Annotated in this window: 7 protein-coding genes; 5 read left to right on the top strand and 2 right to left on the bottom strand. The window is 61.2% G+C overall.

What is annotated here, in order from left to right:
* Nucleotides 1-464 precede the first annotated feature (464 nt).
* The 5 genes from F0A17_RS19245 (at nt 465) to pncB (ending at nt 13,699) form a co-directional block, all read left to right on the top strand.
* The gene (locus tag F0A17_RS19245) at nt 465-9,038 is read left to right on the top strand and encodes a GH36-type glycosyl hydrolase domain-containing protein (RefSeq protein WP_187774743.1); all 8,574 of its coding nucleotides are present in this window, start codon (nt 465-467) and stop codon (nt 9,036-9,038) included.
* A 428-nt stretch (nt 9,039-9,466) separates the two neighbouring features.
* Nucleotides 9,467-10,432, top strand: coding sequence for a zinc-binding metallopeptidase family protein (locus F0A17_RS19240; protein WP_149329984.1), 966 nt, complete (start codon nt 9,467-9,469; stop codon nt 10,430-10,432).
* A 332-nt stretch (nt 10,433-10,764) separates the two neighbouring features.
* Complete coding sequence (locus tag F0A17_RS19235; RefSeq protein ID WP_149329983.1) at nt 10,765-10,959, top strand: hypothetical protein; 195 nt, start codon at nt 10,765-10,767, stop codon at nt 10,957-10,959.
* 1 nt (nt 10,960) lies between these two features.
* Nucleotides 10,961-12,454, top strand: a complete 1,494-nt coding sequence (locus tag F0A17_RS19230) for a sodium:solute symporter family protein (protein WP_149329982.1) — start codon at nt 10,961-10,963, stop codon at nt 12,452-12,454.
* Nucleotides 12,455-12,499: 45 nt separating this feature from the next.
* Nucleotides 12,500-13,699, top strand: coding sequence for a nicotinate phosphoribosyltransferase (gene pncB, locus F0A17_RS19225; protein ID WP_149329981.1), 1,200 nt, complete (start codon nt 12,500-12,502; stop codon nt 13,697-13,699).
* A gap of 74 nt (nt 13,700-13,773) precedes the next feature.
* On the opposite strand, the gene F0A17_RS19220 is transcribed toward pncB, so the two are convergent.
* Together F0A17_RS19220 and F0A17_RS19215 are read right to left on the bottom strand one after the other, a co-directional pair.
* Nucleotides 13,774-14,265, bottom strand: coding sequence for a YciE/YciF ferroxidase family protein (locus F0A17_RS19220; protein ID WP_149329980.1), 492 nt, complete (start codon nt 14,263-14,265; stop codon nt 13,774-13,776).
* A 115-nt stretch (nt 14,266-14,380) separates the two neighbouring features.
* Nucleotides 14,381-15,523, bottom strand: a complete 1,143-nt coding sequence (locus F0A17_RS19215) for a PQQ-dependent sugar dehydrogenase (protein ID WP_149329979.1) — start codon at nt 15,521-15,523, stop codon at nt 14,381-14,383.
* Nucleotides 15,524-15,526: the final 3 nt, after the last annotated feature.

Genomic DNA, 15,526 nt, shown 5'->3' with positions numbered 1-15,526 from the left:
GGCATAGACCCGCCAGGTCCTTCAAGCTTGGGTTAGGTTGGGATCCATGCTCATGAGCTCATCGTCCCCACGAGCCGCTTGCAATGACATACTCTGGCCAGCGCAGGGGGCGATATGAAGATACTTGAACGTACTGAAAGCGACCGGATCGCGGTCGAGACGACGCGAGATGAGGGGGCGTAAATCCCTTGGGGTGCTGGTGGTAATGCGCTGATAAATTGGATTTTTCATGGGGATGGCCTCGGTGACGTCATCCGCGAATGCATGACGGCGACGCAACAACATTGCCCCAACTTGTCCGGAAGTTCGGTGCGCTAGCGCGCTTAAGCGCCTTTTTTCCGTCCTGATTCAGCAAGTGTGAGTGTGCGCCAGCGAACCGACAAATTCGGAAATTTTCCTCATGATACTGGTAATGAAATATCGCTTGCCCCAGTGGGTAACGCGCATCGACCAGGATAGTGCTTGTGGCCTTTCTTCACCGTATTGCATTCGGGGCTTCGCCGACACCTTGGCATGACACTGCCCCGGTGCGGGAAGAGCTGTTCAGTGTCGAGCGGCTTGAACAGCATGCCAGCAGCCTCGCGCTGGCTCAGCGTGTCACGGACCAACCGCCTAGTGTCTTGCCGCTGGCAAGTCGGCTCAAGGACAATGCCAAGGTTCTGCTGAGTGCCTATCGCGCCAGTGCCGTTGAGGTAGCCGAGGGACGCGATATCGTGCCAGCCGCGGCCTGGTTGCTCGACAATTATCATCTCATCGAAGCCCAGATCCGCGAGATCCGTAGCGATCTGCCTCCCGGCTATTATCGGCAGCTCCCGAAACTGGCCGATGGGCCGTTTGTCGGCTACCCACGCGTCTTCGGGCTGGCCTGGGCCTTTGTCGCCCATACCGACAGTCATCTCGATCTCGATAACCTGCGCGGCTTCATTGCTGCCTATCAGCGTGTTCAACCGCTTTCCATCGGCGAGTTATGGGCGGTGGCGATTACGCTGCGAATCGTACTCGTCGAGAATCTTAGGCGACTTGCCGATCAGATCGTCAGCGAACAGGCGGCGCGCAACGAGGCTGATTCCCTGGCGACTCGTTGGCTCGTTCCGGGGGGGCATCGCGCCACGTTGGACAGCGGAGCACCACCCCGTTACACGAAGCCGTTGGCGGAGCCCTTCGTCGCCCAACTGGCCAAGCGCTTGCGAGGTCTGGATTCGCGAACCAACCCGATGGTGGGCTGGTTGGAAGAGCGAGTCACTGCCCAAGGCGACTCCATCGATGGCATGGTGCAGCAGGCTCAGCAGCGTCAAGGGGCGGCTAACGTCACCGTGCGCAACGTCATTACCAGCATGCGCTTCGTATCGAGTATCGACTGGGCGGAGCTATTCGAAAGCGTCAGCCTGGTCGACGCACGACTCAACCAGAGTAGCCAATTCGCGACACTGGATTTCCCGACTCGCAATAGTTACCGCAGTGCCGTGGAACAACTGGCCCGGGGCTCTGAGCATGAAGAACTCGACGTCGTGGAATATGCCCTGGCCGCGTCACGTGAAGCGATGGAGGACGCTGTCGGGCCCGTCGAAACGGCCCGAGTGAGCGATCCCGGCTATTTTCTGATTGCGACAGGCCGGCCTTTGCTGGAGCAAACGATCGGTTTTCGGCCTTCACTGCGAGAGCGCTTGCGGCAGACCTGCCTGAAGTTCGGCATGCGCGGTTATGTCGGGCTGATAGCACTCGTTACCGCCGGGCTGATGGTACTGGCAATAGGAACGTTATGGTCTCTGTCGCTTTCCGCAGGGGAATCTCCCTTGGGATGGCTGTGGCTTCTGGGCATCCTGGGGCTTCTGCCTGCCACCGAATTGGCGACGTTACTGGTCAATCGCCTCGTCATCTACACCGTCCATGCGCAGCCCCTGCCGAGCCTCGATCTTTCCGAAGGCGTTCCGCCCACACTTCGTACAATGGTTGCCGTACCGACCTTATTGACCAACAAGGCCGACCTTCAAGAGCAGATCGAGCGGCTGGAAGTCCATCACCTGGCCAGTGGCGATGGCGCTATCGTATACGCTCTGCTGACCGACGGGGTCGATGCCAAGCACGAGAAAATCGCCGAGGATGTTCCGTTGCTCGCGGCTGCTGGCACGGCAATCGCCCAGTTGAATCATCGCTATGGCACCGATGAGGGGGGCGAGCGTTTTTTTCTGCTGCATCGTCGGCGGGTGTTCAACCACAGTGAAAATTGCTGGATGGGGTGGGAACGTAAACGCGGCAAGCTGCACGAACTCAACCGCCTGCTCCGCGGCGCCCGCGACACCACGTTCCGGAACCCAGCCACTCTGCCGAGCGATGTGCGCTATGTCATCACGCTGGATGCGGATACCCGCCTGCCTCGTGGGGCGGCCAGCCGCTTGATCGGTAAAATGGCTCACCCGCTGAATCAACCCAGGTTCGATGAAAGCCGCCAGCGCGTCGTGGAGGGGTACGCCATTCTCCAGCCGCGTGTAACACCCTCGCTACCGCTGGGCCAACAGGGCTCGATCTATCAACGTCTGTTCTCCGCACCCGGGGGCATCGATCCCTATGCCGCGGCTATCTCGGATCTCTATCAGGATCTTCTCGGAGAGGGCTCCTTCGCCGGCAAGGGCATCTACCATATCGATGCGTTCGAGGCCTCGCTCAGCGGACGCATCCCAGAGAACAGCGTGCTCAGCCACGATCTGTTCGAAGGGGTTTTCGCTCGCGCCGGTCTGGCGTCGGATGTGGAGGTCATCGAGGAATTTCCCTCCCGCTACGATGTCGCGGCCAAGCGCCAACATCGCTGGACACGCGGAGACTGGCAATTGCTGCCATGGATTTTCGCGCGCACCATGCCCTGGACCGGGCGCGTGAAGCTGCTGGGTAACTTGCGGCGCTCGCTATTGGCACCGTTACTGCTGGCCTGTTTCGTTGTCAGTTGGCTGTTGCCGCTGCCGGCGGCTCTGGCAGGCACGCTGTTTGTCATTACGGTCATCGCCACGCCCACATTGTTGCCTCTATTGACGTCGCTGGTTCCGTCTCGAGCGGGCGTCAACCTGCGCCACTATTTTCACCAATGGGTTTCCGAACTGAAGCAGGCCTTGGCCCAGACCCTGCTGTGGGTTGCCTTCCTGCCCGACCAGACCTGGCGGATGCTGGACGCCATCCTCAGGACCCTGACACGCGTATTGATCACCCGCCGCCACTTGCTCGAGTGGACGACCGCCGCACAGTCGATGGGGCGCCCGAGGCTGTTGCTGACAGGCTTCTACCGGAGCATGGCGCCGGGGACCACCTTGGCGCTGTTGGTGTCGTTGGGTGTGGTGGGCTACGCACCTAGGGCCTGGCCGGTGGTGTTGCCCTTCGCGTTACTCTGGTTGGCCGCGCCGGCTATCGCCGCTCGGGTGAGTCAGCCTAGGAGTCTCGAGCCGCAACACTCTCTATCGATAGCCGAGGCGCGTGAGCTGCGGCTGATCGCGCGACGTACCTGGCGCTTCTTCGAGACTTACGTCACAGCTCGAGATAACTGGTTGCCTCCGGACAACTTCCAAGAAACGCCCGAACCCGTTATTGCCCGGCGTACCTCTCCGACCAATATGGGGCTTTATCTTCTATCGATCCTGGCCGCTCGCGATTTTGGTTGGCTAGGCGCTTTGAATAGTGCCGAGCGTCTTGAAGCCACGCTGAGGGTCATGCAGACCCTGCCGCGCTATCGAGGGCACTTCTTCAATTGGTACGACACCCAGGATCTTTGTCCGTTGGATCCCAAGTACGTCTCCTCGGTCGATAGTGGCAATCTCGCAGGCCATCTATTGGTTGTCGCCAACGCCTGTGAACTCTGGTTGGAAACCGAGCCGTTGCGCGATCCTCGTCCGGGTATTGCGGATCATCTCCATCTGTTGCGCGAAGCCTTCCAGGCGACACCCACGGCTCATGGCGCGCAAGTCGCATCGCTCAAGGCCGGCCTGGATGGGATAGAGGCGCATCTGCAGGTCGAGCCGACGCGAGAGACGTGGTTGCCGGCGCTCAAACGGCTTAGTGATCAAACCACGAGTAGGGCTCATGATGCCCTGCGGGACATCGAAAACCCTTGGGCCGAAGAGGTGCTGTTCTGGGTGGGGGCCTTGCGCCAGTCGGTAGCCGAGCATTGCCAAGACCGAAAGCAGAACGCCAGAGTCGACTCACGCAACCGTCTCCTGGCCCGATTCGGACAGATTAGCGACACCGCGCGCCGAATGGCGCTGGAGATGGATTTCGCCTTCCTTTTCGTTCCCGAACGCCAGCTACTGTCGATCGGTTACTCCTTGGAAGACAACACCCTGGATAGCAGTTGCTACGACCTGCTCGCCTCTGAAGCGCGACTGGCCAGTTTATTGGCGATTGCCAAGGGCGATGTGCCGACGCGTCACTGGTTTCGCCTCGGACGTACGGCTACGCCGTTGGAGCGTGGCTCGGCGCTGATTTCCTGGTCGGGTTCGATGTTCGAATATTTGATGCCGTCGCTGGTGATGCGCGCCCCCGCGGGCAGCCTGCTCGAGCAAAGCAATCGCCATGTAGTCAAGCGTCAAGTGGGATACGCCGCTTCGCTGGGGGTCCCCTGGGGGCTCTCCGAATCCGCCTACAATGCTCGCGATAGGGAATTTACGTATCAGTATTCCAACTTCGGCGTGCCAGGCCTGGGATTGAAGCGAGGTCTCTCTGCCGACCTCGTGGTGGCTCCCTATGCAACCGGTCTGGCGACCATGGTCGATCCACTAAGTGCGCGTCGTAACTTCGCACGGCTTGCCGACCTGGGGGCGCTGGGACGCTATGGTTTCTACGAAGCGCTTGATTTCACCCGGTCGCGAGTTCCTGCGGGGGAGAGCGTCGCTATCGTGCGTAGTTTCATGGCCCACCATCAGGGCATGACCCTCGTGGCGATCGCCAATACGTTGCATGACGGTCAGATGCGTGAACGCTTCCATCGTGAGCCGATCATTCATGCCAGCGAACTCCTGCTGCAGGAACGCATCCCGCGTGACGTGGCCATCGCCCACCCCCGCGCCGAAGAAGTGAAGTCGGCACCGAACGAGGCGTTCAATCAGAGCCAGTCGGTTCGTCGTACCACGGCAACGGCCGAAGGGGCACCGGTGACCCATCTGCTGTCGAACGGACGTTACTCGGTCATGCTGACGGCGAGGGGAGCGGGGTACAGCCGCTGGGGACATATGGCCATCAGCCGCTGGCAAGAGGATGCCACTCGCGATCACTGGGGCAGCTTCATTTTTTTGCGCGACAGCCACAATTCCGATGGCTGGTCGGCCAGCGGCCCTATGCCCGGTGAAGCAATGGATGCCGAGGAGAGCCGCCACGAGGTGCTCTTTGCCGAAGATTATGCTCGCTTCACGCATCGCCGTGGCGACCTGGTCACCTACCTCGATGTGCTTGTCTCGGGCGAGGACGACAGCGAGGTGCGGCGCATGTCGCTGACCAGCAGCGGACGGCGGGAGCGGAGTATCGACGTGACCTCCTATTCGGAACTGGTGCTGACCTCGCCGGCTACTGACAATGCTCACCCCGCCTTCGCGAAGCTGTTCGTCGTCACCGAGTATCTTGAGGAATTCGATGCGCTAATCGCCACCCGGCGGCGGCGTGGGCCGGACGAAGCTCAGATCTGGGCCGCCCACTTCGCTGTGGTGGAAGGCGAAGGCATGGGCGAAATGCAATACGAGACCGATCGTGCCCGTTTCATCGGTCGGGGGCGCACGTTGACGACAGCTGCCGCCCTGACCGGAGAACAGCCGCTGACGAATACCACCGGCACGGTGCTCGATCCGGTCTTTGCATTACGCTATCGCCTCAGGGTCGCCCCGGGCAAAGTCACCCGTGTCGCTTTCTGGACCGTCGTGGCAGAGACTCGCGAGGCACTGCTGGACCTGATCGACAAGCATCAAGACCGCAGCGCCTTTGAGCGAGCCAAGACGTTGGCCTGGACCCAAGCGCAAGTTCAGCTTCGCCACTTGGCCATCACGCCCGAGGAAGCGGCGGATTTCCAGCGCCTGGCGGCCCCCATCTTGTATGCCGACTCCCGCTTCAGGGCTCCGCGTGATGCCATCGCGCGCGGTGCGGGCCTGCAATCGGTACTGTGGCCGCACGCCATTTCCGGCGACCTGCCGATCGTCCTGCTGCGCATCGATTCGATCGAGGACATGGCTCAGGTGCGCCAACTGCTGCGGGCGCATGATTACTGGCGCATGAAGCGTCTCGGCGTCGACCTGGTGATCGTCAACGAGCGTGCCTCTTCCTATGTGCAGGATCTCCAACAGGCCATCGAGACCGCGGTGCATAGTAGCCAGTCGCGGCCGCGTATGCACGAGGGCCATGCCCAAGGCTCGGTCATCACCTTGCGTGCCGACTTGATGAGCCTCGACGCACGTATTCTGCTGCAGTCGGTCGCCCGTGTGGCACTGGTGGCACACCGTGGGCCGATTGCCGATCAGCTCTTGCTGATACCGCCCGCGCTTCACCACTCGCCACCTGAGCCGGCCCCAAAGGAGGCAAGTCAGCTCGGGGAGGGGTATGAGTCGATGGATGCTGAGGCGCCGCCGGCTCTCGAATTCTTCAATGGCTTGGGAGGCTTCGACAAGCAGGGGAGGGAGTATGTGACGATACTCGAGGCCGGATGTTCCACGCCGGCCCCTTGGATCAACGTGGTGGCCAACGCCGGGTTCGGTTTCCAGGTATCAGCGGAAGGCTCGGGCTATCTATGGGCCGATAACAGCCGCGAGAATCCGCTTACGCCCTGGTCGAACGATCCCGTGATGGATCCCAGCAGCGACGCGATCTATGTGCGCGACGAAGAGACCTCGACGGTTTGGACGGCTACGGCACTTCCGATTCGTAACGAGGGGCGATATATCGCCCGGCACGGCTTCGGCTATAGCCGCTTCGAGCACGAGGTTCACGGCATCGCTCTCGAGCTGCTGCACTTCGTGCCACTCGACGATCCCATCCGGATCTCTCGATTGCTTCTCAAGAACCGCTCGGGGCGACCTCGTCGGCTTTCCGTCACCGGCTACGTGGAATGGTCGCTTGGCTTGTCTCGAAGTTCGTCAGGTCCGTTCCTGATAACGCATCGGGATGAGGGTTCTGGCGCAATGCTGGTACGAAACCCTTGGAACATGGCTTTTCCCGGACGCGTTGCCTTCGCCGACCTGGGTGGCCTGCAAACGACCTGGACGGCAGATCGTACTGAATTTCTCGGCCTCGGCGGTAGCCATGCAGCTCCCGCTTGCCTGGCCGGCCGTACCCCGCTTTCGGGGGCCACCGGTGCCGGCCTAGACCCCTGTTCAGCCTTGCAGTGCACCGTTGAGCTGGCGGTCGATGAGACAATAGAAGTTGTCGCGTTCATCGGTCAGTGCCGCTCCGCCGACGAAGCCAGAGATCTCATCGCTCATTATCGCGGGGCCGATCTTGACGCCGAGCTCGCTGCCGTCTCGTCCTATTGGCAGAAGCAGTTAGGTGCCGTACAAGTCACTACCCCCGATCGCGCCATGGACATCATGCTCAACGGCTGGCTGCTCTACCAGACCCTGGCCTGCCGGATCACGGCCCGTTCTGCCTTCTACCAGGCCAGTGGCGCCTACGGATTCCGCGATCAATTACAGGATGGCATGGCCCTGACCTTCGCCAGCCCCGAGACGACGCGACACCATCTGCTGCGTGCCGCCTCTCGTCAATTCGTGGAAGGGGACGTGCAACACTGGTGGCTTCCCCATTCCGGCCAGGGTGTGCGGACTCGTATTTCCGACGACCGGGTCTGGCTGGCCTATGCGAGTGCGCTCTACATTGCCGCCTCGGGAGACACCGATGTGCTGGATGAGCCGGTGAGCTTTCTGGAAGGCGCTTTGCTCGGCGACGATGAGCACGATGCCTTTTTCCAACCGATGATCGCTGACGACATCGGCTCGCTGTTTGACCACTGCGCGCGTGGCTTGGACCAGTGCCTGGCATTGACGGGTGAGCATGGCCTGCCGCTGATCGGCGGCGGCGACTGGAACGATGGCATGAACCGGGTCGGTGAAGCCGGGAAGGGAGAAAGCGTGTGGTTGGGCTGGCTGTTGGTACGTACCCTGGATCTGTTCGTACCGTTCGCCGAACGGCGCGGCGGCGAAGATGCCCGTGCCGACCGCTGGCGAGCCCACGCAGTCTCGCTGCGAGAGTCACTCGAACAGCATGCCTGGGATGGCCAGTGGTACCGGCGGGCGACCTACGATGACGGCAGTTGGCTCGGCACCCGTGAGAGCGCAGAATGTCGTATCGACTCAATCGCGCAGTCGTGGGCGGTACTCTCCGGTGCGGCAGATCCGCAGCGGGCCGCAATTGCCATGCGCTCGCTGGAGCGCGAATTAATTCGCGCGGATCCCGGGCTGGCCCTGTTGTTCTGGCCCCCCTTCGACCAGCCCGCGCGCGATCCTGGTTATATCAGCGGTTACCCTCCCGGGCTTCGCGAAAATGGCGGCCAGTACAGTCATGCCGCGATGTGGGCCATCCTGGCATTTACCCAACTGGGAGAGGGCGATAAAGCCGTCGACCTGTTCTCGCTGCTCAATCCCATCAATCATGCCCGCACGCTGAACGAAGCTACGCGCTACAAGGTTGAGCCTTATGTCGCTGCTGCCGATGTGTACTCCGTGGCCCCGCATGCCGGGCGGGGCGGCTGGACCTGGTACACGGGAGCGGCCGGCTGGATGTATCGGGCGGGACTCGAAGGTATTCTGGGCATTCGCCGCGAAGGCGCCTTCCTGATCATTGCCCCCTGTCTACCCGCCGCCTGGCCGGGTTTCGAGGCGACCATCGAAGTGGCTTCCACCCATTACACCATCCATGTCATGCAAGCGCCTGAACGTCACCTTGCCACCCCGCAAACCCACTTGGATGGAGAGATGATTGCGTGCGATGCGGGAAAAGTCCGTGTACCGCTCGATGGCGCCTGGCACCATCTGGCATTGGCTCTGCCGAATCCCCAGCCCATGACGATGAAACAGGTATATCCGTAAGTTGGGCTCTTGCTATGAGAATCTTTCTTGGATTTTCTGTTTGTTTTTGAGCGATAAAAGCATTGCTTATTATAATTGGAGAAATTAACCATGCTTTGATGACTCCGTATCTGTAAAAATAAATAAGGATAAATCATATCTAAAGCGGTGCATGCGTGTCATTATACTAATGTGGAGCAAAGGACGCTTTCTAAGGAAGAGTGAGCATGGACGGCTCTAAGTTTCCAAGGATGCATGAGCAGGATGCTCGTGATTGAAAGTAAGGATACATAGCGATAGAGAGCCCGGTCCAAGTTTTCTTGAGCCGGGCTTTTCTTGTTTTTCAGCAACTTGGGAGCGAGGGGGTAGTAAATTTGACGATCGGCTTAAAGAGGGCGACATTTATTTTATCTGCCGTTCAGTGAAGCATGTTACGGAGGTCATTAATTATGCGCGTCTTTGCCAACCCAGTGGGTTCCGGTTCGCTGTGGTTCGACAATCTAGCCACCGCCGACGGCACCCCCGTTGCCTACGACCCGCAGGCGCGGGCTTTCCTGCCCATGCCGCCCTTCTGCGCCAACCGGGAGGTCATCGGCTGCAACTGGATCGCTCCTGAACAGGGGGCTTTCTGTCGGTCCTGTGCTATGACGGAGCTGGCCCCGGATCCCTCTATACCCGGTGCCATCTCCAACTGGGCGCAAACCGAGGCCGCCAAGCGCTGGGCTATCGACAACCTCGGCCGCTGGCACTGGTTCCGTCCGGAAGATCCCGGCGCACGCCCCGTTTTCCATCTGCTCGCCGAAGGTCCGACCCCCGTGCTCATGGGCCATGTTGCCGGTAAAGTAACCATCAGCGTGGCCGAGGCGGACCCGGTGCTGAGCGCAACCCGGCGCCAGGCATTGGACGAACCCTACCGCACCATGATCGGCCACATGCGCCACGAAATCTCGCATATGCTCTGGTGGCGGCTCAGCCTTCGCGACGATTTCCTCGACGCTTTCCGTGCCATGTTCGGCGATGAACGCGAGGATTATCCCACCGCGCTCCAGCGGCATTATCAGGATGGCCCGCCGCCCGACTGGAGGCAGCGCTACCTGACGACCTACGCCTCCGCACATCCGCACGAAGACTGGGCCGAGACTGCGGCGCACCTGATGCATCTAACCGATATCACGGATAGCTTCGTAGCGGCGGGGTTGTCTTCGCCAGAGTTGCCGAACCCGGGATGGGCTCCTTATTCGGAACCGGATGCTATGCGCCTGATTCATGTCGCGGCCTCTCTTGCGGTAGGGGTCAATCACGTCAATCGCTCCATGGGACTTTCGGATCTCTATCCTTTCGTGCTATCGGAAACCGCGCTAGAGAAACTGGCCTTCGTACATGATTGGCTTCGCCGAGGTGCGCAAGGACGTTGACAGAACACCAGGACAGTTTTCAAACCGGCATAGGAATCGACTCGATAAACGCAGTCGAGGAAACGAAGACCTCAACGCCATGCTTGGCTAGAAGCTGTTCGAAGCGTTGTTGCTTGCGATTGTCCGAACCACGGTTGATTTCCTGATCCGGTGGGTCCTGTGGCGTGTCGAATGACGGGTGAATCCGGTGAGCGACACGAAAACTGCGTACTCCCTCGTCGCGCGATCTGCCGTCGATATGACACTAGACCTTACCGGAGACTTCTGAACGCACCGCTCTCCGTTATCTAGGCTGAAGATGTGGATGCCGATTCGAAGCGGAAGGGAGGCCTATGCGAAAGGTCAAGGGAACGAAGGGCAAAGGGATATGGCTGGTCTGGGCCCTGGTCGTGCTGTGCTATGCGGTGCCCTACACGCTGCTCACAGACGTGGCGCGGTGGTACGGCAGTTTTCTGTTCTGGACGCTGGCGGGGCTGGCCGTGATTGCGCTGAACGTCTTCATTACACGCGGCTTCAAGGGGCGGTGACATGACCGTCTCTCTCGTGTGGTGGGCCATCGCGGGCTACCTGCTGATTGCCATCGTCATTGCCATCCTGTCGCGCCAGGGCAAGTCGCAGGACATGTCGGGCTATTTTCTCGGCAACCGGCAGATGAACGGCTTCGTTTCTGCGCTCAGCTACAGCGCGACCACCTACAGCGCCTTCATGATGGTGGGGTTGGCGGGGCTGACCTACGCCGGTGGCGTGGGTGCGCTGGGGTTCGAGATCGTCTACTTCGCCGGGGTCTCGCTGGTGGCGGTATTCGGGCCGCGCTTCTGGGCAGTGGGCAAGGCGTTCGGTTTCGTCACGCCCAGCGAGATGCTGGGCCGGCGCTACGACAGCCGGGCGGTGGCGATCGTGGTGGCGCTTTCCAACTGCCTGTTTCTGATTCCCTACGCCGCGGTGCAGCTCGCCGGCATCGGCTACCTGCTGCAGGGCACCACCCAAGGCGCGGTGCCTTTCACCGCCGGCGTGCTGCTCGCCACGGCGCTGGCATTGTTCTTTTCCTACATCGCGGGCATCCGCTCAGTGATGTGGACCGACTCGCTGCAGGCAATCATGATGATCGTGGCCTCCACGCTGGTGACCTTTCTGGTCATTCGCGGGCTGGGCGGCTTACAGGCGTTGTTCGACACGCTGGCTACGGAGCGCCCCGAGATGCTGGTGGTGCCGGGCGAGGGGATGTTCACCTTCACCACTTTCCTGGGCCTGACCGTGCCGTGGTTCTTCTTCAGTCTTTCCAATCCTCAGGTCAGCCAGCGTCTGTTCATGCCGGCGTCACTCTCGGCGATGCGCCAAATGCTGCTTGGCTTCCTGGTTTTCGGCTTCGTCTATACCCTGGTGTCGGTGCTGTGGGGGCTCTCGGCTGTCGTCGCCTTCCCCGGCCTCGACAACGCCGACCTGGCCACGCCATTGCTGCTGACCTCCGGGCACGTGCCGCCCCTGCTGGGCGTAATCGTGATGATCGGCATCCTGGCAGCGGCCGTTTCCACCATCGATTCGATCATGCTGACGCTTTCCTCGATGGTGGCCCGCGACGTTTACGCCAACCTGAAACCGGGCAGCAGCGAGGCACGTCAGCTCGCGGTCGGCAAGTGGGTCATTCCGGTCATTGCATTGCTGGCGCTGGGCTTCGCCGAGCTGCAACTGAGCCTGATTGCGGTGCTCTCGGTGGCCGCATCGGCCGGGCTCGTCGCCGCAGTGCCGGCCATGGTAGGGGCTTTCTTCTGGCGTCGCGGCACGGCTGCCGGTGCGCTGGCGAGTGTCGTGGTGACGAGCGCCTTCGTGCTGTTCGTCTATGCCATCGGCAATCGCTTTCTGGGGCTGCCGGCGGGGGTGTGGGGCGTCATCGTCGCGAGCCTTACCTTCGTCGGTGTCAGCCTGGCGAGCCGGCCGCCTCATGCCGCAGCGGACTCGTTCCTGGCCGCCGTCTCCCAAAGCCAGCAGCGGCCGGCGCTGGTGGAGAAGGGCAGCGGGCGCTAGCCTGACAGACAGAGGCAAGCTTACCGATCACAAACGGAAGGCGACATGGACGAGACCTACCGCGAAGGGCCGATTATCCGCTCCCTGCTGGATACCGACTGGTACAAGCTGACCATGATGCAGGGGGTGCATCACCAGTACCCCAATGCCAGCGTGACCTGGGAGTTCCGCTGTCGCGATGCCGAGCCCCTAGAGCGCTACATCCCCGAGATTCGCGAGCAGATCGACCGGCTGGCCACGCTGCAGCTGACGCGCGAGGAGTCGGACTATCTGGCGAGCTTCGCCTACATGTCACCTGATTTCATCCGCTTCCTGGAGCTGTTCCGCTTCCGGCCGGAATACGTCCAGATCGGCATGCAGGGCAGCGAGCTGTGTATCGTCATCGACGGGCCGTGGTCGCACAGCATCCTGTTCGAGATCGTGATACTCGCCATCATCAGCGAGGTGCGCAATCGCACCCTCTACCCCGAAGTCGAGATCGACCAGGCCCTGGCCCAACTGCGACACAAGCTCGATAACCTGCGCGAGGCCTATACATCCGAGCAACTGGCGAGCTTCAATCTGGCCGACTTCGGCACGCGCCGGCGCCTCTCTCAGCCGGTGCAGGAGGCAATCGTTACGGTCATGGAGGAGGAGTTTCCAGGCAATTTCGTCGGCACCAGCAATGTAGACATCGCGCGGCGTCACGACATCAGCCCGATGGGCACCATGGCTCACGAATGGGTCATGGCGCACCAGCAACTGGGCAGCCGCCTGGTGGACAGCCAGCGGGCCGCACTGGAGGCCTGGGTGCAGGAGTACCGCGGCTACCTGGGTATCGCGCTGACCGATACGGTTACCCTCGACGCCTTCCTGCGCGATTTCGACCTCTACTTCGCCAAGCTCTTCGATGGGCTGCGCCACGACAGCGGCGACCCGCTGTGGTTCTCGGAGAAGTGCATTCGTCACTACGAGGCGTTGGGGATCGACCCGATGACCAAGACACTGATCTTCAGCGACAGCCTGACGTTCGACAAGGCCATGCGGATCAAGACGGCGCTGGAAGGGCGGATCCGGACCAGCTTCGGCATTGGCACCAACCTGACCTGTGACGTGCCGGGAGTGAAGCCCATGAATATCGTCATCAAGATGGTGTCGTGCAACGGCCAGCCGGTGGCCAAGATTTCGGATTCGCCGGGAAAGACCATGTCACGCGACGAGAGCTATGTGAGCTATCTCAAACACGTCTTCGGCGTGAAGGACTAGCGGTCCCGATTCCGGGATAGCGTGAAGAAGGCAGGCCAGTTCCTTCCAGCCTGCCTTGAGAGCGCGTACTTTGCTTAGCCGGCCTTGCGGTTCACGTCGTTCTTGGCCAGTTTGGTGAGTTTTTCGTCGGCGGATTTCTCTTCCTGCAGCGTTTCGGCGAGCAACTGCTTGGCCTGGGTGAAGCCCAACTGGTCGGCCAGGGTGGCCAGGGTGCCATAGGCGGCGATCTCGAGGTGCTCGACCTTCTGGGCGGCGCCGATCAGGCCGGCGTCACGAACGGGGCCTTTTTCACTGTTGTCGATCAACTCCTGTGCCTCGTCGATCAGGCTCTCCATCCCGTAGTTCTTGATGCGCCTGAGGCGGATACTGTCATCTGAGTCGACTACCTGTTCGATGCGCTCGACCTGGGCACGCGTCTCTTCCAAGTGCTCCTTGAAGGCTTCGACCAGCTTTTCGTCGTCGGCCGCGCGCGCCATCTTGGGCAGCGAACGGGTCATCTGCTTTTCGGCACTGTTGGCCTCGGAGAGCAGGCGGATAAACAGGTCCTTGGGGCTTTCGATCTTCATGTGTCCTCCTTTTCGCTTGGCAAGTCATTCCATTGTCTGGCTACTTCAACGTAGCAATACTATGGGCAATGCGCGGTTTTCATCGGTTGCTTTATGTGACCTTGTGCTGCAGGTATCAAGCATCGGCGTCTTCGAGCGGCTCGAGGCGCATCAATTTGCCGTCTGCCTCGTCGGTGAGGACGTAGACCAGGCCATCCGGTCCCTGTTCGACGTCGCGGATGCGAGCGCCAAGCGGGATGCGCTCGTCGTCGGTAACCTCGTTGCCTTCCAGGGTAATGCGCACCAGGCCCTGCTCCGAGAGTCCACCGATCAACATGCTGCTTTGCCACTCCGGCAGGGTGTCGCCGGTATAGAAGATCATGCCGGAAGGGGAGATGACCGGCGTCCACTGCTTCACCGAACCGGCATAGTCATCGCTGTCGCTGGGGTCGGGGATGTCCTCGCCGTCGTAGTGTTGCCCCCAGCTCACCTCGGGCCAGCCGTAGTTGCGTCCCGCCTCGGGCCGATTGAGCTCGTCGCCGCCCATCGGACCCATCTCGGCCACCCACAACTCGCCCGTCTCGGGATGGATGGCTGCGCTCTCGATATTGCGGTGGCCGTAGGACCAGATCTCGTCGCGGGCCTCTTCGTCACCGAGGAACGGATTGTCATCCGCCGCCGTGCCGTCGTGCTTGAGCCGCACGATGGTACCCAGATGGTTGGTTGGGTCCTGGGCCGGGTCGAACTGAAAGCGCTCGGCCAAGGTGAGAAAGAGCGTCTCGTCATCGGAGAAGACGATGCGGCCGCCGAAGTGGTTCTCGTGCTCGACCCTCGGCTCCATGCGGAAGATCACCTCGAAATCTTCCAGCCGGTCGTCTGCCAGGCGACCGCGACCCAGCGCGGTGGTGGCGCCCCCGTCGCCGGGCTCGGAGAAGGAGAGGTAGACCTGGCGATTGGAGTCGAAATCGGGGTGCAGGGCGACATCCAGCAGCCCTCCCTGGCCCTCGTTGAATACGTCGGGTACGCCTTCGAGCGGGTCGGAAAGCGTCTCATCCTGCGAGAGGAGCCGCAGCCGCCCCTCGCGTTCGGTAATCAGCATGCGTCCGTCGGGAAGGAATGCCATTCCCCACGGATGCACGAGCCCGTCCACGACGGTTTCGATGCTCAAGGCGCCGGCCTCGGTCTGAACGGACTCCTTGGATTGTGCCAAGGCGAGCGGAGACAGGGACAAGGCGACAGTGGCGAAGCCGAGCGTGGCGGTCGTAATGGTACGTGCCATGAG

Origin of the sequence: Billgrantia pellis, assembly GCF_008297955.1 — a bacterium.
Lineage (GTDB): Bacteria > Pseudomonadota > Gammaproteobacteria > Pseudomonadales > Halomonadaceae > Halomonas > Halomonas pellis.
This window is presented reverse-complemented; position numbering and strand designations above follow the sequence as displayed.